The sequence below is a fragment of the Runella salmonicolor genome (assembly GCF_024158025.1).
Lineage (GTDB): Bacteria > Bacteroidota > Bacteroidia > Cytophagales > Spirosomataceae > Runella > Runella salmonicolor.
In genome coordinates this window covers 783,056-805,105 of sequence record NZ_JAMZEL010000001.1, presented here as the reverse complement: position 1 = coordinate 805,105, position 22,050 = coordinate 783,056, and the positions used below count along the sequence as shown (strand labels likewise).

16 protein-coding genes and 1 tRNA gene are annotated in these 22,050 nt (G+C 44.0%); 11 read left to right on the top strand and 6 right to left on the bottom strand.

Going from position 1 to position 22,050, the window contains the following annotated elements:
• Positions 1 to 84 precede the first annotated feature (84 nt).
• Positions 85 to 2,124 (top strand): OPT family oligopeptide transporter, encoded by a 2,040-nt coding sequence (locus tag NCI00_RS03360; protein WP_253524998.1) that lies wholly within the window; start codon positions 85 to 87, stop codon positions 2,122 to 2,124.
• A 67-nt stretch (positions 2,125 to 2,191) separates the two neighbouring features.
• Here NCI00_RS03360 and NCI00_RS03355 read toward each other — a convergent pair whose 3' ends face one another.
• The 6 genes from NCI00_RS03355 to NCI00_RS03330 all read right to left on the bottom strand — a co-directional run bounded on the left by NCI00_RS03355 (position 2,192) and on the right by NCI00_RS03330 (position 9,198).
• Positions 2,192 to 5,254, bottom strand: coding sequence for an efflux RND transporter permease subunit (locus NCI00_RS03355; RefSeq protein WP_253524996.1), 3,063 nt, complete (start codon positions 5,252 to 5,254; stop codon positions 2,192 to 2,194).
• 15 nt (positions 5,255 to 5,269) lie between these two features.
• Complete coding sequence (locus NCI00_RS03350; RefSeq protein ID WP_253524994.1) at positions 5,270 to 6,313, bottom strand: efflux RND transporter periplasmic adaptor subunit; 1,044 nt, start codon at positions 6,311 to 6,313, stop codon at positions 5,270 to 5,272.
• Positions 6,314 to 6,362: 49 nt separating this feature from the next.
• Positions 6,363 to 7,691, bottom strand: coding sequence for a TolC family protein (locus tag NCI00_RS03345; RefSeq protein WP_253524992.1), 1,329 nt, complete (start codon positions 7,689 to 7,691; stop codon positions 6,363 to 6,365).
• A 64-nt stretch (positions 7,692 to 7,755) separates the two neighbouring features.
• On the bottom strand, positions 7,756 to 8,106 hold the full coding sequence (locus NCI00_RS03340) for a DUF4260 domain-containing protein (protein WP_253524990.1): 351 nt from the start codon (positions 8,104 to 8,106) through the stop codon (positions 7,756 to 7,758).
• A 19-nt stretch (positions 8,107 to 8,125) separates the two neighbouring features.
• Positions 8,126 to 8,557 carry a DUF3995 domain-containing protein gene (locus tag NCI00_RS03335; RefSeq protein WP_162793718.1) on the bottom strand — a complete coding sequence of 144 codons (432 nt, stop codon included), beginning with the start codon at positions 8,555 to 8,557 and terminating at the stop codon, positions 8,126 to 8,128.
• A gap of 23 nt (positions 8,558 to 8,580) precedes the next feature.
• Entirely contained in the window at positions 8,581 to 9,198 is a 618-nt protein-coding gene (locus NCI00_RS03330) for a TetR/AcrR family transcriptional regulator (RefSeq protein ID WP_114066994.1), read from the bottom strand.
• Positions 9,199 to 9,480: 282 nt separating this feature from the next.
• On the opposite strand from NCI00_RS03330, the gene NCI00_RS03325 reads away from it, so the two are divergent.
• The 10 genes from NCI00_RS03325 to NCI00_RS03280 all read left to right on the top strand — a co-directional run bounded on the left by NCI00_RS03325 (position 9,481) and on the right by NCI00_RS03280 (position 22,027).
• Positions 9,481 to 9,993 (top strand): HNH endonuclease, encoded by a 513-nt coding sequence (locus tag NCI00_RS03325; protein WP_114462995.1) that lies wholly within the window; start codon positions 9,481 to 9,483, stop codon positions 9,991 to 9,993.
• Positions 9,994 to 10,123: 130 nt separating this feature from the next.
• Complete coding sequence (rpsA, locus tag NCI00_RS03320; protein WP_114462994.1) at positions 10,124 to 11,941, top strand: 30S ribosomal protein S1; 1,818 nt, start codon at positions 10,124 to 10,126, stop codon at positions 11,939 to 11,941.
• Between the two features lie 94 nt (positions 11,942 to 12,035).
• Positions 12,036 to 12,106: transfer RNA gene (locus NCI00_RS03315), tRNA-Cys, on the top strand.
• Positions 12,107 to 12,375: 269 nt separating this feature from the next.
• A complete protein-coding gene (locus tag NCI00_RS03310; RefSeq protein ID WP_253524988.1) occupies positions 12,376 to 13,602 on the top strand; it encodes a c-type cytochrome in 1,227 nt (408 codons plus the stop codon).
• Between the two features lie 25 nt (positions 13,603 to 13,627).
• Positions 13,628 to 16,741, top strand: coding sequence for a TAT-variant-translocated molybdopterin oxidoreductase (locus NCI00_RS03305; protein ID WP_253524986.1), 3,114 nt, complete (start codon positions 13,628 to 13,630; stop codon positions 16,739 to 16,741).
• Between the two features lie 93 nt (positions 16,742 to 16,834).
• The gene (gene nrfD, locus NCI00_RS03300) at positions 16,835 to 18,262 is read left to right on the top strand and encodes an NrfD/PsrC family molybdoenzyme membrane anchor subunit (RefSeq protein WP_114066990.1); all 1,428 of its coding nucleotides are present in this window, start codon (positions 16,835 to 16,837) and stop codon (positions 18,260 to 18,262) included.
• Positions 18,263 to 18,333: 71 nt separating this feature from the next.
• A complete protein-coding gene (locus NCI00_RS03295) occupies positions 18,334 to 18,861 on the top strand; it encodes a DUF3341 domain-containing protein (RefSeq protein WP_114066989.1) in 528 nt (175 codons plus the stop codon).
• 15 nt (positions 18,862 to 18,876) lie between these two features.
• Complete coding sequence (locus NCI00_RS03290) at positions 18,877 to 19,467, top strand: c-type cytochrome (RefSeq protein WP_253524984.1); 591 nt, start codon at positions 18,877 to 18,879, stop codon at positions 19,465 to 19,467.
• 103 nt (positions 19,468 to 19,570) lie between these two features.
• The gene (locus NCI00_RS03285) at positions 19,571 to 20,875 is read left to right on the top strand and encodes a quinol:cytochrome C oxidoreductase (protein WP_253524983.1); all 1,305 of its coding nucleotides are present in this window, start codon (positions 19,571 to 19,573) and stop codon (positions 20,873 to 20,875) included.
• 30 nt (positions 20,876 to 20,905) lie between these two features.
• A complete protein-coding gene (locus tag NCI00_RS03280) occupies positions 20,906 to 22,027 on the top strand; it encodes a cytochrome c oxidase subunit II (protein ID WP_253524982.1) in 1,122 nt (373 codons plus the stop codon).
• Positions 22,028 to 22,050 lie beyond the last annotated feature (23 nt).

Here is a 22,050-nt window from a genome sequence, read left to right as displayed (position 1 = left end):
TCGCCTTTTCTATGTTAGATGGAAGTAATAATGGCTTTATAGGTTATATTTAGTGCCAAACATACCTCCCTAAACCTTCACTTCATGGAAATCAAAGACTTCAAACCCTACGTGCCCAACGAGCAAAACATGGCCGAATTTACCGTAAAGTCGGTCGTGGTGGGCATTCTTTTCGGTGTTTTATTTGGGGCTGCCACGGTTTATTTGTCGCTCAAAGCTGGGCTGTCAGTGTCGGCTTCTATCCCGATAGCGGTCTTGGCGATTTCGCTCGGACGCAAGTATTTGGGTACCACCATTCTGGAAAATAACATTATTCAAACCACGGGTTCGGCGGGCGAATCCATCGCGTCAGGTGTGGTATTTACCTTGCCCGGTTTTCTTTTTTTATCCACGACCGAAGAAGGAAAAAGTATCGGAGCCGATTTTTTCAACTATTGGACAATTTTAACGTTGGCCATTTTGGGCGGAATTTTGGGGACATTGATGATGATTCCGTTGCGGCGCTCGTTGATTGTGCAAGAACACGGTACCCTTCCATACCCCGAAGGAACCGCCTGCGGCTCGGTGCTGATTGCGGGCGAAAAAGGCGGTGATTTGGCCAAAACGGCCTATCAGGGCTTGGGCCTTGCCATGCTGTATGCATTTTTTCAGAAAATCCTGCACGTGATTGCCGAAGTGCCTCGAATAGCTTCTGAGCAAGCCAGTAAAATCTTTCCATCGGCGGTGGTCAGCGGTGAAATCACGCCCGAATATTTGGGCGTTGGGTATATTATTGGTTTTCGGATTTCGGCGGTGTTGGTCGGCGGGGGTTTATTGGCTTGGTTGGGATTGATTCCGCTTTTGGCAACACTTGTTCCGGGTGATACCATTGCTGAGCAATTAATCAAACTCGGTTACCTCAAAGACCTCGCTACGTCGGGTGGTCCTGGTGGGTGGAATCCCGCCACACATAGCTTTAACGATACGGCGGCGGCTATTTATCGCGCATATATTCGCCAAATTGGCGCGGGAGCTGTGGCAGCGGGCGGTTTTATGGCGTTGCTGAAAAGTATTCCCACGATTATTTCTTCGTTTCAGCAAAGCTTGGCTTCAATGAAAGCGGGCAATGAAGGTGCTCGCGTCCGTACAGAGCAGGATTTGTCGTTTAAAGTGGTGATTTTCGGATGCTTGGCGTTGGTGGTATTGATGGTCATTTTGCCCCAAATCCCCGGCGATGGTTGGTTGACCAAATTGCTGATTGCCGTTTTGGTGGTGGTGTTTGGCTTTTTCTTCGTGACGGTCGCGAGCCGGATTGTGGGTATTATCGGTTCAAGTTCATCGCCAGTTTCGGGCATGACCATTGCGACGATTATGGCGACGTCGTTGGTATTCATCGGGTTTGGATTAACGGGTAAATTGTATGAGCCAGCGGTGTTGGTGATTGGCGGGATGATTTGCATCGCTGCCGCCAACGCAGGAAATACATCACAAGACTTAAAAACGGGGTATTTGGTCGGAGCTACGCCCAAGTACCAGCAAATAGCGCTCTTTATCGGGGTCATTGTTTCGTCTTTGGTGATTGGGGCAACGGTCAAGTTGCTCGATACGCCCACGCCCGATTTGGTGGCGCAGGGCATTCAGCACGCCATCGGAACTGACAAATTTCCCGCTCCGCAGGGTACGCTCATGGCAACGCTTATCAAAGGATTATTGTCGTTTAATTTGGATTGGCAGTTTGTATTGGTGGGCGTTTTTACGGCCATTACCATCGAAATAATGGGTGTTAATGCCCTATCGTTTGCCGTAGGGCTTTATCTTCCTCTTTCGACGACCTTACCCATTTTTGCGGGTGGTTGCGTGAAAGCCTTTGTGAATTGGAATGCCAAACGCAAAGGCATCGAAGAAGAAGACGCTGATTTGGGAAAAGGAAATCTCTTTTCAACGGGCTTGGTGGCAGGTGGTGCTTTGGCGGGCGTTGTTGTGGCTTTACTTTCGGTCAATGATTCTATTTTCAATGCTTTGGCTAAAATTAATCTTGAACCCGTTTTGGCATCTTTTATCGGCGAAGGCGGTTATCAACTCTTGGGCGCGGTTATGTTTGCGGCGATGGGAGCGGTGCTGTATCGGGTGGCGATGAAGCGATAGAAATCAATGTAGAATAAAAAAAGCCCCGCCTGATGAAACCAAGCGGGGCTTTTTGTTAGAGATAATTTTAGCTCTCAACTTCCTGCTTTTTTACTTCCACCCTAGGCGGAATCAGGCGGTACAATACGGGCGTAACGATGCGCGAAAGTAAGGTTGAACTGATGAGTCCGCCAATCAAAACCCAAGCCAACGGCGAATAAAGCGGGTTCCCTTCAATGGCCAAGGGGATTAATCCACCAATGGCCGTTAGTGAAGTAAGTACGATAGGCACAAATCGAATCTCGCCCGCTTCTTGAATGGCCTCAATCAACGGAACACCTTCTTCGCGGAGTTGATTGGTGAAATCAACGAGCAAAATAGAGTTCTTGACCTCAATTCCAATCAAGGCAATAAGCCCAATTACGGCCACAAATGAGAGTGGGTAGCCCACAATCCACAGCATCGTAAAAGCCCCAATGATACCCAATGGAATGACCGAAAGCACAATCAATGAACTCTTGAAATTCCCAAATTCTAAGATTAAAACCCCCAGAAACCCGAAAGCGGTGATGAGAATGATGGTTCCTAAGCCGCCGAACGATTTTTGACGAGCTTCCAGTTCGCCGGCGGCTACGTAGCTAAAATCGTTGGGGAATTTATATTTATCAAGCTTGCTAATGATGTCTTTGTACACATTATCTACCAAATAACCGCTTTTTACAAAGGCCGAAATTGTGACAAAACGGTCGCGGTCGTAGTGTCGGATTTGATTGGTTGAGGTTTCAAACTGAATATCCGCCACCTGACGCAATGGAATTGCTGCACCAGTTAAGGTGTTCACGTACAGATTGTTCAATACATCGGGGGTAGTTGTTTTTCCTTTGGGAAGGGTAACGTTGATGCCGTAATCGTCGCCATTTTCATCTTTGAAGGTTCCGATGTTTAACCCTGCAATCGCCAAACGAACGGTGCGGTTGATGTCGGCAACTGATATTCCCAACAATCCCGCTTTTTCTTTATTGATTTTTACCCGTAAGTCGGTACGGCGCGTGGTCAGGGGATTTTTAACGTAAATCGTGCCCGGCGTTTCTTTTAAGACTTTTTCTACGTCGGCGGCCACACTGCGAAGTTTTTCCAAATCCTCACCCATGACCCGAATTGCCACGGGCGCTTCGGTGTTGGGGCCTTGCTCAAAATCCACAACTTCCACGTTGGCATTGGGCACGTAGCGCAGGCGGTCGCGCAGTTGGTCAATGATTTTTTCTTTTTCTGGCGGGTGAATTTCGTCCTGTAACTGTACAAATACCTCCGCGTAGTTGCTTGACTCTGAGCGTTCAATGACGTTGTAGTACATTCGTGGATTGCCACGCCCGACGCTCGTAGAGAAAAATTTCACTTCGCTAATACGCTTTAATTCATTTTCTACGGTACGCGCCACGCGGTTGGTTTCGGTTAGACTACTGCCTTCGGGCGTTTCCAACGTAATTCTGAACATGGGTTTCTCCGATTTTGGAAACAATCCGAATCCGATGATTTTGGGAATGTATAACGACATCCCGAACAGTAATCCCGCGAATAAAAGCGTAGGAAGCGGATGCCGCAGCGCCCAGTTGAGCAACTTGCTGTACGAACCTGAAATGACTTTTTTCAACGCTCTCAGAAAAATATTTCCTTCGGGATTATGGCTGTTTTCCAACAAACGGCTGCTCAAAAAGGGAACAATCGTGAGCGAAACTACCATCGAAGCCAAAATCGTCATGGCAACGGCCATGGGCAAACTTCGGATAAAATCCCCCGAGGCTTCGGGTAAAAACAACAGCGGTAAAAAGGCTAAAATCAGCGTAACAGTACAGCCAATTACGGCCAATGTGATTTGTTTGGTGGCTTTGACGGCGGCTTCGCGTTTGGAAAAACCATCGCGCATCCAGCGCTCAATGTTTTCGACGACCACAATGGAGTCGTCCACCAATATCCCCAACGCCACAATCAACCCTACTACGCTCAATTGATTGATGCTATAGCCTAGATAGTCGACGGCGGTGAGACCGATGGCCAAGGAAAGCGGAATCGAAATCATGACGACCACCGCCGCCCGTAAGCCGAGGGGGAGGAGCGTAAGCGCCACGAGCAGAATGGCAATGCCGAAGTCTTTGGCAAAGCGGCCTAAACGACGGTCAACACTCACCGATTGGTCGAAATATTTGACCATTTTGATGTGCTTGGGCATCGTTTTCTCAAATTCGGTCAAACTTGCATTAAGCACTTTTCCCGTTTCTGTGATGTTTTTTCCCGTTTTTTGGGCCGCCGCTACCAAGACCGCACGTCGGCCGTTGAGGCGGGTAAGGTTGGTTTCTTCTTCGTAATTGAAATCAACGTCGGCGATGTCTCTTAAGTAAATGATTTTCTGACCGTTGGTGGACACAATCGTGTTGCGCATTTGTTCCAACGACTCATAATCACCGCTGGTCTTGACGTTGAATCGCCGTGCCCCTTCTTGCACGCTACCCGCAGGAATGTTGAGGTTTTCGGCCTGCAATGCCCCCAATACCCGGTTGATGGCAATGCCTTCTTGCGCCATTTTCTCGATGTTGAGCGAAACACGTACGTTTTCTTTCGGAAAACCGTAATCTTTTACGCTCCGTAGGTCTTTGATTTTCTCCAATGTCTTCCGTAGTTTTTCGGAATAATCGGCCATTTCTTTGTACGAAGCTACCTCCGAAACCAAGGCTACCTGAACTATATTGACCAAGCCGGGGTCGAATTGGAAGTAACGAATATCAAAAATATCAGTGGGTAAAATGCTGCGCATAGAATTTACTTCGCGGGCTATCTCCTGTTTTTTTTCATCATTATCGACCGCGTATTCGTATTCCAGCATAAATACGGCGAGCCCGTCGTCGATGGTGGTACGGATATTTTTAACGTCTTTGAGTTCATTGAGGCGTTTTTCGACGGGGTCAACGACCAATTCCTCCATGTCTTTGGGGTCGGTGCCGGGATAAATCACCGTAATCACAAACGTAGGAGCCTCAAACGTAGGGTCTTCGGCGCGGGGCATATTAAAGAGGGAGTTGAGCCCAAGCGCTACCACTCCCACAAACATCACCAGCATAAACTGCCAGTTCTTGACGGAAAATTCTGAAAGATTCATCGGTGTAGGTGTGGTCTATTTGATGATTACATTGGAAGATTCGGTCAGAAAAGCACTTCCCGAGGTAACTACCTCCGTAATGCCTTCCAAACCATTGGTCACCAGTACTTTATCGCCATCTACAAACCCAATGCGGATGGGTAGCCGTTTCACTTTCTTGCGTGAGTCATCCAAAACGTACACAAAAGCGTCCTGTCCGTTGCCTTCAACGATGGCCTCGATGGGTACCATGATATAATTGCGATTCTGTACGGGTTTAAGCTCTACTTTGGCAAAAAGCCCAGACGCAAATCGTTGGCCGTTGGGGTTAATGCGGACCTCAATTTCGTAAAGTTTGTTCATGGGGTCGGCGGCAGGCGCCAATTTTGTAACGGTTCCCGTAAACGTTTCGGTGGGGTAGGCATCCAACGAGACATTTGCTTTGTCGCCTATTTTCAAGCGTGCCCAGTCTTTGTCTGAAACTCCCACGCGCACCACCCAGTCGCTTTGACGATTGGAGGTAATGTAAAAAATCGGGGTTCCTGGTCCAGTTAATTCGCCTTCATTGGCCATTTTTTTGATAACGGCTCCGTCAATTGGGGACGTTATTTGGGCATACGAGCGGTTGAACTGCGCAATTTGCAGGCTTTGTTTCGCTACATCAAAGCCCGTGGTAGCGTTTTGCATTTGTTCGAGCGTGGCGGCGGTGTCTTTGAGCATATTTTCAACGCGTTTAAAATCGCGCTCGGCTTTTTCAACCCCGAATTTAGCCTGACTCACCTGTGCGTCGATTTCGGTCATGTTTAACGACGCCAGTACTTGTCCTTTGCGGACTTTTTGTCCTTCCTCTACAAAGATTTTTTGAATGATGCCCCCGATTTTAAACGACAGCTTGGCTTCTTCCGACGAAGCTACCAAGCCAGAGGCACTAATGGATTCGGAGCGAACGGTTTGCGTTACTTTTTCAAGTTTTACAGGAACGACCGTTTCGTCGCCCATGGCGTTGTCGGCTTTTTTTTCTTCCTGTTTTCCGCAGGCTACAAGCAGAAAAAGGGTAATGATGAATGAGTATTGTTTCATGATTGTATGCGTTATAAAATCATTTTTTTAGTTGAGAAGATGGGGGCGATTAGTGGGCGGTCACTTTATTTAGCAATGATTCTTTGATTAACACATCAAAACGCGCGAGCGACTGTTGCAAATGAGCCGTTACGACTTCGTTTTGGGCTTTAATCCATTCAATGTAAAGCACATTGTTGTTTCGGTATCGACTGTCAATGACGCTGAAATATTGCGTTGCTTTGTTGACGCCGTCCTGAACCAGTTTTAGATTTTCTCGGGTGGCCTGAAGTTCAAGAAATGCCTGAGTAACTTGCAGTTCTATCTGTTTTTCTACTTCTAGCTTTTTGGTTTTGAGCAATTCGGTCTGAATTTTGGCGCCTTGAATTTTGGATTTGCGTTCGTATCCTTTAAATAAATCCCAAGTCAAGCCGAGTTGGGCCACTCCGTATGCCTGTTGATTGAACGTATAGCCAAATCCCTGAAAACCCGTATTGCCACCAATAAACACCGATGGGCGTTTGGCGGCTTTTTCCTGAAGGATAATGGCCGTTTTAGACGCTAAAATGGATTGGTCGAGTTGATTTAATTCCTGACGGTTTTGCAGGGCAGATTCACTCAGTTTATCTAAAGATTCATAGGCCGCGGCGGGAATCAGATTCGTTGAGTCAACCAAAACCCCTGCGCTCAATTCTCTGTTTAACAGAAAGTTAAAGTAAGCCTTCGCCGTTTCACGGTTTTTGGTTGCTACCGCGAGCTGTTGGTTTAGTTTGCTGATTTCGTATTCAGCGCCAATGACGGCGTCTTTGGTCAGTACGTTATTGTTGACCAATTTCTGATTCAGGCGTACCAGCTCATTGAGCGTTTTTTGCGCATTTCCAAAAATTTTAATGGCTTCAGATGCCTGTAAGTATTGATAATACGCACCCTCAATGGTGTGCCGAAGTTCATTTTCGTACACTTTCTTCTTGGCTTCCTGCGCGGTCAGTAGCGTTTTCTGTATCAGGTAATTGTACTGAATTTCAGGGTTGTAAATGGAGTACTGAACGCTGATTTTGGTGTCGTGAAAGTTGTTGGGAGCTAACAACTCGTCAACGTTATCAATTTGTGGAAATACGCTTGTTTGGGTTAGCTTATTGAGCGTGCTGTATACTGGATTGAGTAAATCGCCGACGGGAAACTGCAACCGGCGTCCGCCAGCAGCCAACGAATAGGTAGGCGCAAAAGTGACGCGAGGATAGAACAAAGCTTTTGCCTGTTGAATATTTTCGAGCACTTTTTGAATTTCCAGATTCTCTTGTTTCAGGGCGAGGTTATTTTTTAATCCTTCCTGAACATATTCCTCCAAAATAGCCGAATGCTGGGCTTGTATGCCAATGCTCATCAGGAGCAGAAACATAGTGTAGTATATCCTTATCATATCTTATAAAATGAACAGTGTTTAGTGAAAGGGTAAAAAAAAGTTATTTTCCAATCCATCCTAAATGAGTGTGCTTGAAGGAATCGGTGTATTTTAGACCATAACCAAAAATACGGTCCATCGCAGAATGGGCGAACAAGATAACTCCTGCCAACATCAATGTCGAAGAAGTCAAAGAGAATCCAACCAAAGCAACGCTGATTCCCAAGGCTTTGTGGTGCACGAAGTTATAGAGATATGCCCCGATTCGGGTGTTGACTAAGTAGCCTATCATGCTTAGGTCAGGGAGTAACAAAAGGGCGGGAAACCACCACCAGGCATATTCTAGGCGGCTGAACAAAAAGACCGCGAGCACAAATTCGCCGATGTCTTCAAAAGTGAGGAGTGTTTTCATGGCTGTTTACAGAGTGATTTTAATAATAATTGATAACGAGAATGATAAAGCTGATAAGTAGGCATAAAGGAGAATAGTAACGAGTATCCATTTGCCCAAATTCGGTCTGTTTTATTTTTTTGAAAAAGCCTACGTAGTTGAATTCTCCAATGGCGCGGAGGAAAAAAATAATTGCAATGCCGATTGAAATATATGTAATGGCGCTATCAGACAGCAACGAGCTATTTATAAACCCCGCTTTCACTGCAAGAATCCACGCAAAGCAGAGAAGACCTATTCCGACGGCCATTGTTGACAAAGGTCCTGGCGTGAACAAAGGTTTTTGTTGGCTACCGCTTGAGGTCGGAATGGCTAATTTACTCCAGCGACGCCCGCCAAACGCCCAATAAAAGTGAATGGAGGCGATGAATGCAAAAATCAAAATATCAATGAGTGCAAGAATGGGTTTCATTGAATTAAACATTTAGCAATCGGTTACAAAGACGTTTTAATCATTTTGATAAACAATTGAAAAGACTCTTGAATACGTTCTAATTGCTGGTCATCTTTAAACATACTCATTCGATTTTTGAGATAAATCGTGACCAGCCCGTGCATATAAGCCCAGATAGTCATGGCCATTATTTCAATATTGGTTTCTTTAAAATAACCCGCCTTTACGCAATCTTCGATGACCAATTTTAGGAGGCCAAACGATTTTAAGCCATCTTCCCAAATTTCGTCCCGGCACGCGAGTGTTTCCATGGGTGCTTGCATGATGAACATCAAATCGTAGAGTTCGGGATTTTCGATAGCATATTTGATGTATTGGTGCCCCATCTCAATCAACCGTTCAAAAGGGTCGCTTATATGCGTCACGGTGATTAATTGCTGCATCATTTTTAAGAATGCTTCTTCGTGCAATGCAAACAGCAATTCATTTTTGTCTTTGTAGTAGAGATAAATCGTGCCTGGGCTGTACTCAATGGCATCGGCAATGTTACGAATGCTGGTCTTTTCGTAGCCTTGTTCCAAAAATAATTTTCGGGCTGCCTCCAAAATCAGACGCCGCATGTCTTCTTTTTCCCGTTCTTTTCTTTCCTGAATGCCCATAGTTCAATACAAAATACTTCATTTAATATAAACGATGCAAATATAATGAACACTGTTTAGTGAGCAAGAAATTCATAAAAAAAAATGTTAAACGGTTTAAAAAAAGGATAAAATGAATCGGGACGGTAGAAGTCAAAGAAGAGATAATATTTTGAAAAAGAGTGGATTATATATAATAGAAAGGGTAAATAAAGATTTTTTAACACAACAAAACTCAAACCCGACAGTTTATTACGATAAATGTTGTAACTTTCGAAAACCTAAAAAACCCTTTGTAACGGTATGGGTAGGAAAGTCTTAATCCTTAATCAAGATTACTCCGCGTTGAGCATTTGCTCCGTTCCAAAAGCCTTCTTGCTTGTCTATCTCAACAAGGCTGAATTAGTAGCGGAATCTTCAAACTATTTTTTGCGCACCGTCAGTACGGAGTTTCCAATGCCGACGGTCATTCGCCTTCATCGTTATATCCACTTGCCTTACAAAGGCGTAATGATGACGCGGCAAAATATCTTCAAACGGGATGGTCACCAGTGTGTTTATTGCGGTTTGCATGGCGAATTGACCTTGGACCATGTTTTACCAAAATCGCGCGGTGGGCGTACCAGTTGGGACAATCTGGTGACGGCCTGCAAGCGTTGCAATGCACGCAAAGGCGATTACACCCCAGAAGAAGCGTCAATGCCTATGCGTCATCGTCCCTTCAAACCTTCATTCATCATGTTTTTACGGGATTATTCTGGCGCTACCGATGATTCGTGGATGCCTTTTCTTTCAAAAAGAGAAAAGGTCTCGTAAAAAAAATTGCTTTTTCCGGTGGGATTTTCTACTTTTGCACTCCGTTTGCAAAGGCAATCGTTTGTTTCACCAAATTTCAGCCATTTTGCCCATTGGCTGATGTACGAGAGGGCAATTTCAAAACTACATTATGAGTAAAGCTCAATTAACTGATTTTGACTGGGACAGAGCCGACAACAGAGGCTTTGGTAGTGGATATTCCGCTTCTGAAAAAGCCCAGTTGGAGCAACTTATCAACGGTACAATCTCTCCCGTTGCCGAAAAAGAGGTAGTAAAAGGAATCGTGGTCGGTATGAATGACCGCGAAGTGATTTTGAACATTGGTTCAAAATCAGACGGTATCGTACCGCGTTCAGAATTCCGTGATTTGACGGACCTGAAAATCGGCGACGAAATTGAAGTATACATTGAAAATCAGGAAGACCCTAACGGACAGTTAGTGCTTTCTCGCAAAAAAGCGAGAGTTATCACTGCTTGGGATAATATTCAAAAATCATTTGATCATGACTTGGTGATTGACGGTTTCGTAAAACGTCGTACCAAAGGTGGTCTTATTGTTGATATTTACAGCATCGAAGCGTTCTTGCCAGGTTCACAGATTGACGTTAAGCCAATTCGTGACTTCGACATCTTCGTCGGCAAGAAAATGGAAGTGAAAGTGGTGAAAATCAATCACGCCAACAACAACGTGGTTGTTTCACACAAAGTATTAATCGAGAAAGACCTCGAAGCACAACGTCAGCAGATTCTTACCAACTTGGAGCGTGGTCAAGTACTCGAAGGAGTAATCAAGAACATGACCAAGTTTGGGGTATTTATCGACCTTGGTGGCGTAGATGGTTTGTTGCACATTACCGACATTTCATGGGGACGTATCAACGATCCTTCAGATTTGTTGCACCTTGACCAAAAAATCAACGTTGTAGTTCTTGACTTCGACGAAGATAAGAAGCGTATTTCATTGGGCATGAAGCAATTGCAGGCTCATCCTTGGGAAGCTCTTTCTCAAGAAATTGAAATCGGTTCACGCGTGAAAGGTAAAGTTGTAAACGTAGCAGATTACGGTGCATTCCTTGAAATCATGCCAGGCGTTGAAGGTTTGATTCACGTTTCAGAAATGTCATGGTCTCAGCACTTGCGTAACCCGCAAGACTTCTTGAAGATTGGTGACGAAGTAGAAGCTGTGGTATTGACCCTTGACCGCAACGAACGCAAAATGTCGCTTGGCTTGAAGCAACTCACCGCTGATCCATGGACTCGTCAAGAAATCATTGAGAAATATGCAGTAGGTACTGTTCACAAAGGCGTCGTTCGTAACTTGACTAACTTCGGTCTCTTCCTCGAACTCGAAGAAGGTATCGATGGCCTAGTTCACGTATCTGACCTTTCTTGGACCAAGAAAATCAAACACCCAAGTGACTTCATCAAAGTAGGTGAAGAACTTGAAGTAATGGTTCTTGAATTGGATGCCGACAACCGCCGTTTATCTTTGAGCCACAAGCACCTTGAAGAAAATCCTTGGGATACTTTTGAATCGGTATTTGCGGTAGGTTCAGTACATAAGTGTACAATTGTTGCCAAAGGAGACAAAGTTGCAACTCTCGAATTGCCTTACGGTATCGAAGGAGTATGTATCCTTAAAAACTTGGCGAAGGAAGACGGAACCGTCGGAGAAATCGGAGAATCTCTTGATTTCAAAGTAGCTGAATTCTTGAAAGACGAAAAACGTATTGTGCTTTCACATACAAAAACTTGGCAGGAAAAAGAAGAGCCTAAGGTAGAAGAAAAACCAAAAGCTCCTAAAGCCGAAAAACCAAAAGATGCTGAAAAAGCGACTCTAGGTGATTTGGAAGCACTTTCTGCTTTGAAAGAACAAATGGAAGAAGGTGAGAAAAAGAAAAAGGCGGCTGCTACCAAAAAAGTAGCAAAAGAAGCGTCGGCTGAGTAATTTTTCAATCCCTGACTTGCTAAATTGTTAGTTTGTTATGATATTTACGGCTGTAAAAAGTCATAGCAGACTAACAATTTAAAAAACAATAAAAGGTCCTGTGGCCGAGTGGCTAGGCAGAGCTCTGCAAAAGCTCGTACAGCGGTTCGAATCCGCTCGGGACCTCAAAAGTGAAGTGCCTTTTCTCAAAAAAGTACCATTTAGCCATGAACAACTAAACTAGGCTGAATGGTACTTTTTGTTTTTAATTTGCATGATTTTGGATAAAAATAACCCTTGTGGCTATACTTATGGGTAATTTCTAAATTTAATTAGAAAGAATCTAAATAATAGAATTATTGCAAATTAAGAATAGAAATGCTTTGGCACGTATAAATTCGTGCATTACTTTTGTACGGTTAAGAAGTATCATGTTTTTGTTAATTCATACACAAATGGAAATTAGTTTATTCTTAAAAAGAATGCGCAGTGTCACCCAAGCGTTACTGATTGCTTTAATGGCTACGCTCAGCCAACAAGCAACGGCACAGGATGGCGATGCAGCAAGCGGTGAAACGCTTTTCAATAATAACTGTAAGGCTTGTCACTCCGCACAAGATGAAGTAGTGGTAGGCCCAGGTTTAAAAGGTATTCAACAACGCCGCGATTTGGCTTGGCTCGTTAAGTGGATAAAGAATCCAAACGGAGTAATCCAGAGTGGTGATGAATACGCAGTAGCTTTGTACAATAAATTTAACAAAGCTCAAATGACTGCTTTCCCAGCTTTCGGTGAGAAAGAAGTGAAAGACATTTTGGCGTACGTTGAAAAAGCAAATACAGCCGCAGCTCCAGCTGCTGCTGCTGGTACTGCCGCTGCGGGCGCACCCGCAGGCGAGTCTGCTCCTTCCGATTTGTTTACTTACATCTTGGTTGCTTTATTGATTGTGATGTTGTTGGTACTTGGTGTATTGATGGCAATCGTATCAATCCTATCTAAAGCCGTGAGTGGCGAAGCTACTGCCTCAGCAGGAACGTCTTTCTCTGATAGACTTCGTGATGGGTTAGTAGGTTTGAGCAAAAACTCCGCGATTCGCAGCGCTACCGTATGGTTCTTTATCCTGATGGTCACCAAAGCAACCGTCGATGGAATGTATGGTGTAGGTATTCAACAGGGATATGCGCCTAAACAACCAATTGCTTTCTCGCACAAACTACACGCAGGTCAGTACAAAATCGATTGTAACTATTGCCATACGGGTGTTAACCGTGGTAAGTCGGCTACAATTCCTTCGGCCAACATTTGTATGAACTGCCACGGTGTGATTAAAAAAGAATCACCCGAAATTCAGAAAATTTACACGGCAATTGAAAAAAATCAGCCAATTGAGTGGGTTCGTATTCACAACCTTCCTGATTTGGCTTACTTCAACCACGCACAACACGTAAATGTAGGTGGCGTGCAGTGCCAACAGTGTCACGGCGAAATTCAAACCATGGAAGTAGTAGAGCAACGTTCTTCACTTACAATGGGATGGTGTATTGACTGCCACCGTAAAACGGAAGTAAATACCAAAGACAACGCTTACTACGACAAATTGGTGGAATTACACAAAACCAATAGTAAGGAGCCGTTGAAAGTAGCCGATATCGGTGGTCTGGAATGTTCAAAGTGTCACTATTAATCACGTTTCTTATTCATTAATATATATGGAAAACCAAACGAAGAGGTATTGGAAAGGTCTGGAAGAACTTCGGAATGACGAGACTTTTGTAAAAAATGCCCATAACGAATTTGGTAGCTTTGAGGCTAATGATTCTACCCAGTACAAAAGCATCGTTGACGGAATCGGTTCAGATCGTCGTGATTTTCTGAAAGTATTAGGGTTTGGCCTTGCTGCAGTATCATTAGCGGCTTGTGACGCTCCCGTCAAAAAATCAATCCCTTACCTTAACAAGCCAACCGATACGTTCCCATCAATCGCTGATTGGTACGCTTCCACGTATGCTGAAGGTGGAGATTATGCGAGTGTGTTAGTAAAAACGCGTGAAGGCCGTCCCATCAAAATTGAAGGTAACAAGCAATCAAGCGTAAGTAAGGGAGGCGTAAGTGCTCGTGCACACGCTTCTTTGTTGGCTTTATACGATGCCGAGAAATTAAAAGGCCCTAAAAAAGGAGAGGCTGACGCAGAGTGGGACACGGTAGATAAAGAAATCTCGGCTCAGTTGGCTTCAATAGCCGCAAAAGGCGGTCAAATTCGTATCGTTTCTTCTACTATTTTAAGCCCTTCTACCAAAGCTGTCATTGCTGATTTTACCGCAAAATACCCTACTACCCAGCACATTACTTATGATGCTAATTCAGTAGCTGGTTTGGTAAAAGCCAATGGCGATTCGTTTGGTAAAGCAATCGTTCCTTCGTACGATTTCAGCAAAGCAAAAGTAATCGTAGGGCTTAGCTGCGACTTCTTAGGAAGTTGGATCGCTCCTCACGAATATTCAGTTCAATACGTAGCAGGACGTAAATTGAATAGTGGAAAAGGTGGCAAAAAAGATATGTCACGTCATTATCAGTTCGAGACTACTATGTCGTTGACGGGTGCTAATGCTGATTATCGTGCTGCCGTGAAACCCTCACAGGAAGGCTTGGTGGCATTGGCGCTTTACAATAAATTAAGCGGTAAAGGTGGAACCTCTCTAGGAGCTGATGTAGATAAAGTTCTTGATAAAGCCGTTGCCGATTTGAAAGCCGCTCAGGGAGCTGCTTTGGTTGTTTCGGGCTCAAATGATCCTAACGTACAGGTAGTTGTAAATGCTATCAATAGTGCTTTAGGTGCTTACGGCACATGCATCGATTTAGGAACGCCCGTTTATTACCGTCAGGGAAATGATGTAGCCATGAATGGCTTGATTGATAACGTAAAGGCGGGGTCAATCGGCGCTGTTATTCTTTATGGTTGCAACCCAGTATATGACCATCCTCGCGGAGCTGAATTGAAAGAGGCACTTCCAAAAGTAGAACTATCCGTTTCTTTTGCTGACCGTGCCGACGAAACTTCATCTCTTTGCAAATACATTACGCCAGCTCCTCACTATTTAGAGTCGTGGGGTGATGCCGAGCCTAAAGCAGGCTTTTACAGTTTACAACAACCTGCTATTTCACTCATTTATAAGACACGCCAAGCGCAGTCAAGTCTGTTGAAATGGTCAGGTGCAAATCCTGATTTTTACACCTATCTTCGTAATTACTGGAAAGCCAATATCCTTGGTGGAGAGAATTTTGAAGGTACTTGGACCAAGGCCTTGCATGACGGTGTGGTAGAAAAAGGTGCCGCCGCTGCCGCCGCTAGTGCAGGAGCAGTAGCTGGATTGGATGCTGCTATCGCTGCCGTTACTGCTTCATACAAAGCTTCTGCAACGGGACTTGAAGTAGTTCTGTACGAAAAAGTAGGGATGGGAACAGGGGCCTTGGCCAACAACCCATGGTTGCAAGAATTCCCTGAGCCAGTAACAAAAGCATGTTGGGATAACTACGCTAGTGTTTCTCAAAAGACGGCAAAAGAACTCGGTCTTTCACAAGACGATGTTGTCAAAATAGAAGTAAAAGGTAAATCTGTTGAATTGCCGGTATTAATTCAACCAGGCCAGGCCAATGGGACTATTTCCATTGCCATTGGTTACGGTCGTGAAAAAGCAGGTAAGGCAGGTAATGGAGTAGGGGTAAATATGTATCCTTTCATCCAAAACAAAGCAGGTTTTGCTAATTTTAGCGTAGGTGAAGCAACGCTGACCAAAACTGGCGATTCACACAAGATTGCTCAAACCCAGACGCACGAAACTGTAATGGGCCGTAGGGCGGTAATGCAGGAAGCACGTTTGGCAGAATACCAAAAAGATTCGAAAGCGGGCCGTTATTTCCCACACGTATCTACTTCAGAAGGTATAAAGTCGCCAACCGAAATCACACTTTGGGACGGATATCAAAAGCCTAACCACTCATGGGGAATGGCTATTGACCTCAACTCTTGTACGGGTTGCGGTGCTTGCGTAATTAGTTGCCAGGCTGAAAACAACGTTTCTGTTGTAGGACGTCAAGAGGTAATTAACCGTCGCGAAATGCACTGGATTCGTATTGACCGTTATTATTCATCAGATGCGGATGTAATGGACAAGAGCTTGAGCGGCTCGAAAGCTTTGGAAATCGCTTCCGATAATCCTGAAGTTGTGTTCCAACCTTTGATGTGTCAGCATTGCGGTAATGCACCTTGTGAAACGGTTTGTCCAGTATTGGCCACAACCCACAGCACAGAAGGACTCAACCAAATGGCTTATAACCGTTGCGTAGGAACTCGTTATTGCGCAAACAACTGTCCATATAAAGTTCGTCGTTTCAACTGGTTTAAGTACTTTGATAACGATAACTTCGATTTCCATTACAACAACGACCTTGGCAAAATGGTCATTAACCCTGACGTAACCGTTCGTTCACGTGGAGTTATTGAAAAATGCTCAATGTGCGTACAGCGGATTCAAGAAGGTAAGTTAAATGCCAAGAAAGAGCGTCGTCGCCCCGTTGATGGTGAGATTGTTACTGCCTGTGCGCAGTCTTGCCCAACAGAAGCCATTGTTTTTGGGGACATGAATGATCCTGCGAGCAAACTTTCGAAATTGTTGGCTGAGGAAAAAGAAGGACGTGCTTTCCAAATGTTAGAAGAAATCAACGTGAAACCGCAGATTTCTTACTTAACTAAAATCCGTAATAAGGACGTCGATGCTACGAAAGCAGCGGCTAAGGAAGCACACGCCGAACATGGAGGCCACTAGGATAAGAGGGTTAATTGTTAGGGTAGAAATCCAAAACAATTAACCTCTACATAAAGATTATTAGATAACAATTAACAATTAACTTTCAAAAATATGCACGTTACTTCACCCGTAAGAACCCCTCTCGTAACCGGCGGTAAGACCTACGCCGATGTGACAGAGGATATCTGCAAGCAGGTGGAAGGCAAGCCAACCAAAGAGTGGAAAGTCGCTTTTGTAATTTCATTGGCGGTTTTAGCATACGGTACAGTTTGCTTATTCTGGACCTGGTGGGAAGGTTTGGGCGTTTGGGGCCTAAACAAAACGGTCGGCTGGGCGTGGGACATTACCAACTTCGTATGGTGGGTTGGAATTGGTCACGCGGGTACATTGATTTCCGCCATTTTGTTATTATTCCGTCAAAAATGGAGAACCTCAATCAACCGTGCTGCAGAAGCGATGACTATCTTCGCCGTTCTTTGTGCCGCCTCATTTATCCTTATGCACATGGGGCGTCCTTGGTTGGCTTATTGGGCGTTGCCACTTCCTAATACCTTTGGTTCGTTGTGGGTTAACTTTAACTCACCACTCGTTTGGGACGTATTTGCCATCTCGACATATTTCTCTGTTTCCTGTTTGTTCTGGTATGTAGGTTTGGTTCCTGACTTGGCTACCATCCGTGACCGGGCTCAAAACAAGGTTTCAAAATATATCTACGGAGTTCTTTCTTTGGGTTGGAACGGTTCGGCGCGCACGTGGTCACGTTATGAATACATCAGCTTGATTTTGGCTGGTTTGTCAACACCTTTGGTACTTTCGGTTCACACCATTGTATCCATGGACTTTGCAACCTCGGTTATTCCAGGCTGGCACACAACCATCTTCCCTCCTTACTTTGTGGCGGGTGCCATCTTCTCAGGTTTCGCAATGGTACAAAACCTGATGCTTGTGACACGTGTGGTGTATAAATTGGAAGATTACATCACGTTTGAGCACATCGAGTCAATGAATAAAATCATCACGTTGACGGGTTCTATCGTAGGTGTAGCATACTTGACTGAGTTTTTTATTGCTTGGTATTCAGGAGTTGAATATGAAAGCTACGCCTTCTACAACCGTATGGCGGGGCCTTACTGGTGGGCTTACTGGGCAATGATGACCTGTAACGTAATTTCTCCTCAGCTCTTTTGGAGCCGCAAAATTCGTCGCAGTGTTAAATGGACGTTTTTCATATCAGTTATCGTAAACATTGGTATGTGGTTTGAGCGTTTCGTGATTATCGTAACCTCACTACACCGTGATTATGTTCCCTCAAGCTGGGCAATGTTTTCACCAACGATGTTTGACATTGGTGATTACATCTTCTCTTTTGGCTTTTTCTTCACTTGTTTCTTCTTATTCTCTAAATACTTACCAGTTATTAACATGGCGGAAGTAAAAGGAGTTATTAAGTCGACTTCTGAAAAATTGCCATTGAAAGTTTCGGGTGTATCGAAAGCGGAACGTTTGGCTTCACCTGCTTATAAAAAAGACGCAGAATAGTAATGATACAGGCTATTCTGCTTTCATAAGAAATAGCCAAAACCAGTATCCTGAATCTAACTGATAAAATAATGGCTGAAATAAATAAAAAATTTTTAGTAGGGGTATACGACGATGAGGATATTGCCCTTGCCGCAGTGAATAAAATTAAAAGCGCAGGCGTAAAAATCTATGAAGTTTACTCTCCGTTTGCAATACATGGAATGGATACGGCAATCGGCCATCCACGCTCTCGAATTGGTATTGCCGCGTTTTGTTTCGGGGTAGTAGGTTTCCTTTGCGCCCTAACACTTACAACTTGGACAATGGGTATCGATTGGCCGATGGTCATCGGGGGAAAAGATCCACTTTCTTACCCCAACTATGTACCAGCAATGTTTGAGTTGACTGTATTGTTTACTGCTTTCGGGATGACTTTTACTTTTTTCATTTCCAATGGCCTGGGACCAACCGTAAAACCGCTTTTGTTTGACCCACGTTGTACTGACAACAAGTTTATAATGGCAATCGACCTGAGCAAAAATAAACTTTCGGAAACCGAGATAGAAAGCCTGATCAAAGCTTCGGGAGCAGAAGAAGTGAGTGTTAAACAGTTGTAATGTATTGATACACAAATGAAAAAAATTCATACACTAATAGTAGGGGCTTTTTTTACGGCAGCAACCATGACGTCTTGTCAGCGTAGTCATGATGATACGGGCTGGGAATTTGCACCTAACATGTACAATTCGGTTGGGTATGAGCCTTATACTCAAATCGAAAAAAATCCAATCAATGCGGATGGTAAAAACATGCGCGAGCCAGTTGCTGGGACCGTTTCCCGTCGTAATTACCAAACAAAATTTGACAGCGCAAGCGTTGATTTAATGGTTTATAACATTGGGAAAGACGATTTAGCTACTGCCGAAGCTGTTTTGAAAAACCCCGTCCCAAACAATGAAAAAACACTCGCTCAGGGTAAAGAGCTGTACGTTCGTTATTGCCAGCATTGCCATGGTGAAGCAGGCGACGGAGCGGGCCCAGTAGCAGATATGTATAAAGGCGTTCCGAATTATAAAGCAGACGCTTATCTCAATATGAATGATGGCCATATCTTCCACGTGATTACACACGGTAAAGGCCGTATGTGGCCACACGGCTCTCAAGTTACCCCTGAAGAGCGTTGGAAAATAGTTCACTATGTTCATAAATTACAAAAGGGGTAGTTCCAATACGTTAGTTGTTAATTGTTATTCTGAATTAAGATAAACGTTAGCAGTTAACAATTAATAATAACAAATAAAACCGATAACGAATAACAATTTTATAATGGGCGCACATCATCACGAAGTTGTTTCGGTAGAAGAGCAATTTGAGTTTACCGCCGAGTCGAAACGTAATCTCCTTATTGGAATGGGTGTAGGTATTGCACTTGTTCTGCTAGGTTCATACCTGTTGTCGCAGGGAGGAGGGCATGATGCTCACGCGGCAGCTGGACATGGAGCAGAGCATGACCACGGAGCTCACGGCTACCATTGGACGCAACGTATCATTGCCAATTTATGGCTTAACAGTGTTTATTTTGCAGGTATCTCAATTATTGGAATGTTTTTCATTTCCTATAATTACTTAGCTCAAGCGGGCTGGTCGGCTGTTTTCAAAAGAATTCCAGAGTCAATGCCAGCTTTTTTGCCAATTCCGGCTATCATTATGATTGTTTTGGCCGTGTTTTTTGGCGATAAAATTTATCACTGGATGCACGAAGGAATCATGGATCCCGCTAGTGCAAATTATGATGCCATCATTGCCGGTAAACAAGGTTTTTTGAATAAGCCTTTTTATATTATTCGCTTACTGCTTTATTTTGGCCTATGGTACGTACTGTGGCGCATTGTACGTAATCTATCTCTTCGTGAAGACGAAATCGGTGGGCTTGACGGTTATGAAAAATCAATCAAGTATGGTACGGCATTCTTGGTTGTATTTGCTGTAACATCTTCAACTTCAGCGTGGGACTTTGTGATGTCAATTGATACTCACTGGTTTTCCACTATGTTTGGATGGTATACATTGGCAAGCTGGCACGTAGCAGGTTTAGCTACTATGACCTTGACTATCGTTACATTGAAGGAGAGAGGGTATTTGAAAGCGGTCAACGAAAGCCACCTGCATGACTTGGGTAAATTCTGTTTTGCATTCAGTATCTTTTGGACGTATGTTTGGTTTGCTCAATTCTTATTGATTTACTACGCAAACTTACCCGAAGAAGCCATTTATTATCGTGAGCGCTTTAGCGGTTATGGTGGTATCTATAAAGCTCCATTTTTTATCAATATTTTGTTAAACTTTGTGGCCCCTTTCCTAGTTTTAATGACGAGAGACTCGAAGCGTACATCGGTCATTTTGAAACTAGCTTGCTGGTCGATTTTGGTAGGTCACTACTTTGACTTCTACACCAACATCATGCCAGGTACAGTTGGAGCAAATGGTGGTTTTGGCGCGGTTGAGTTTGGTTTTGTTCTGTTGTTTGCCTGTGCCTTTATCTGGTCGGTATCGAGTCAACTGACAAAAGCAAATTTGATTCCTCGCAATCACCCAATGTTGGAAGAGTCTTTGCACCACGATATTGCGTAACGAATTTAAATTACAACCTATCTTAATACAATGGTATATTTAGTTGGTTTATTATTGCTTGTGCTGCTTGGGGTAGCAATTGCCATCGCAGCCAAATTGCAAAAAGTAATGGGCAGTGTTCAATCAAACACTGAGGAAGATGCTCCCGCCCCAAATAACAAAATAAACGGAGCTTTGTGGATAATTTTCCTAATTGCAGGAACAGTAGGTGCGGTATGGTCTTACTTGTCGGCCCGAAACTACTTTTTACCAGAAGCGTCCTCTCCACATGGTCGTGAGACTGACAGCCAGTTTTGGTTGGATATGTCATTATTGACCATTGCGTTCTTTATTGTTAATTTCCTGCTTTTCTTCTTTGCGTGGAAATACCAATACAAGAAAGGATACAAGGCTACTTTTTATCCGGAAAATCACAAACTTGAGCTGATTTGGACTGCTATCCCAGCCGTAATCATGGCAGTATTGGTATTCTTGGGATTCCGTTCATGGACTCAAATTATGTCGGATGCTCCAGCGGATGCCCAAGTAATTGAAATCATGGGTAAACAGTTCGGTTGGATTGTACGCTATCCAGGTATTCAGGATAATAAACTTGGAAATTATAATTTCAAACTTATTGATGACAACAACAATAATCCAAGTGGGATAGATTATTCAGACGAAGCTTCGTTTGATGATTTTATCAACGTCAGTGAGATGCACGTCGAAGTAGGGAAACCAGTGTCTTTGAAAATTCGCGCCCGTGATGTTTTGCACAGCGTGTTTATCCCTCACATGCGGGTCAAAATGGATGCGGTTCCAGGGATGCCGACTAAATTCTGGTTTACTCCTGATAAGTCTACCGAGCAAATGCGTGCAGAACTAGGCAATCCTAATTTTGACTATGAGATTGCTTGTACGGAAGTGTGCGGACGTGGTCACTTTGCTATGCGTTTACGTCTGATTGTTGAAGATAAAGCATCGGTAGATGCTTGGAAACAACAACAGAAGCCTGTTTTATCGACTATTTTAGAAAACGACCCAAAGTTCATCTCTAAAATACCTGAGAAATTGCGTGCAAAAGCAATGGATTACGCTCCTTATGTGGAAGAGACTGACAGCACTACTGCTTCTACAGGTTCGGCCGCTGCGGCAACGTCTTCTTTGCGTTAATTGAAAATTTACAACTTTAAACT

Bases quoted from the DNA above. Each gene is read 5' to 3' on its own strand.
- NCI00_RS03360 (WP_253524998.1), top strand. From the start codon at position 85: ATGGAAATCAAAGACTTCAAACCCTACGTGCCCAACGAGCAAAACATG.
- NCI00_RS03355 (WP_253524996.1), bottom strand. From the start codon at position 5,254: ATGAATCTTTCAGAATTTTCCGTCAAGAACTGGCAGTTTATGCTGGTG.
- NCI00_RS03350 (WP_253524994.1), bottom strand. From the start codon at position 6,313: ATGAAACAATACTCATTCATCATTACCCTTTTTCTGCTTGTAGCCTGC.
- NCI00_RS03345 (WP_253524992.1), bottom strand. From the start codon at position 7,691: ATGTTTCTGCTCCTGATGAGCATTGGCATACAAGCCCAGCATTCGGCT.
- NCI00_RS03340 (WP_253524990.1), bottom strand. From the start codon at position 8,106: ATGAAAACACTCCTCACTTTTGAAGACATCGGCGAATTTGTGCTCGCG.
- NCI00_RS03335 (WP_162793718.1), bottom strand. From the start codon at position 8,557: ATGAAACCCATTCTTGCACTCATTGATATTTTGATTTTTGCATTCATC.
- NCI00_RS03330 (WP_114066994.1), bottom strand. From the start codon at position 9,198: ATGGGCATTCAGGAAAGAAAAGAACGGGAAAAAGAAGACATGCGGCGT.
- NCI00_RS03325 (WP_114462995.1), top strand. From the start codon at position 9,481: ATGGGTAGGAAAGTCTTAATCCTTAATCAAGATTACTCCGCGTTGAGC.
- rpsA (WP_114462994.1), top strand. From the start codon at position 10,124: ATGAGTAAAGCTCAATTAACTGATTTTGACTGGGACAGAGCCGACAAC.
- NCI00_RS03310 (WP_253524988.1), top strand. From the start codon at position 12,376: ATGGAAATTAGTTTATTCTTAAAAAGAATGCGCAGTGTCACCCAAGCG.
- NCI00_RS03305 (WP_253524986.1), top strand. From the start codon at position 13,628: ATGGAAAACCAAACGAAGAGGTATTGGAAAGGTCTGGAAGAACTTCGG.
- nrfD (WP_114066990.1), top strand. From the start codon at position 16,835: ATGCACGTTACTTCACCCGTAAGAACCCCTCTCGTAACCGGCGGTAAG.
- NCI00_RS03295 (WP_114066989.1), top strand. From the start codon at position 18,334: ATGGCTGAAATAAATAAAAAATTTTTAGTAGGGGTATACGACGATGAG.
- NCI00_RS03290 (WP_253524984.1), top strand. From the start codon at position 18,877: ATGAAAAAAATTCATACACTAATAGTAGGGGCTTTTTTTACGGCAGCA.
- NCI00_RS03285 (WP_253524983.1), top strand. From the start codon at position 19,571: ATGGGCGCACATCATCACGAAGTTGTTTCGGTAGAAGAGCAATTTGAG.
- NCI00_RS03280 (WP_253524982.1), top strand. From the start codon at position 20,906: ATGGTATATTTAGTTGGTTTATTATTGCTTGTGCTGCTTGGGGTAGCA.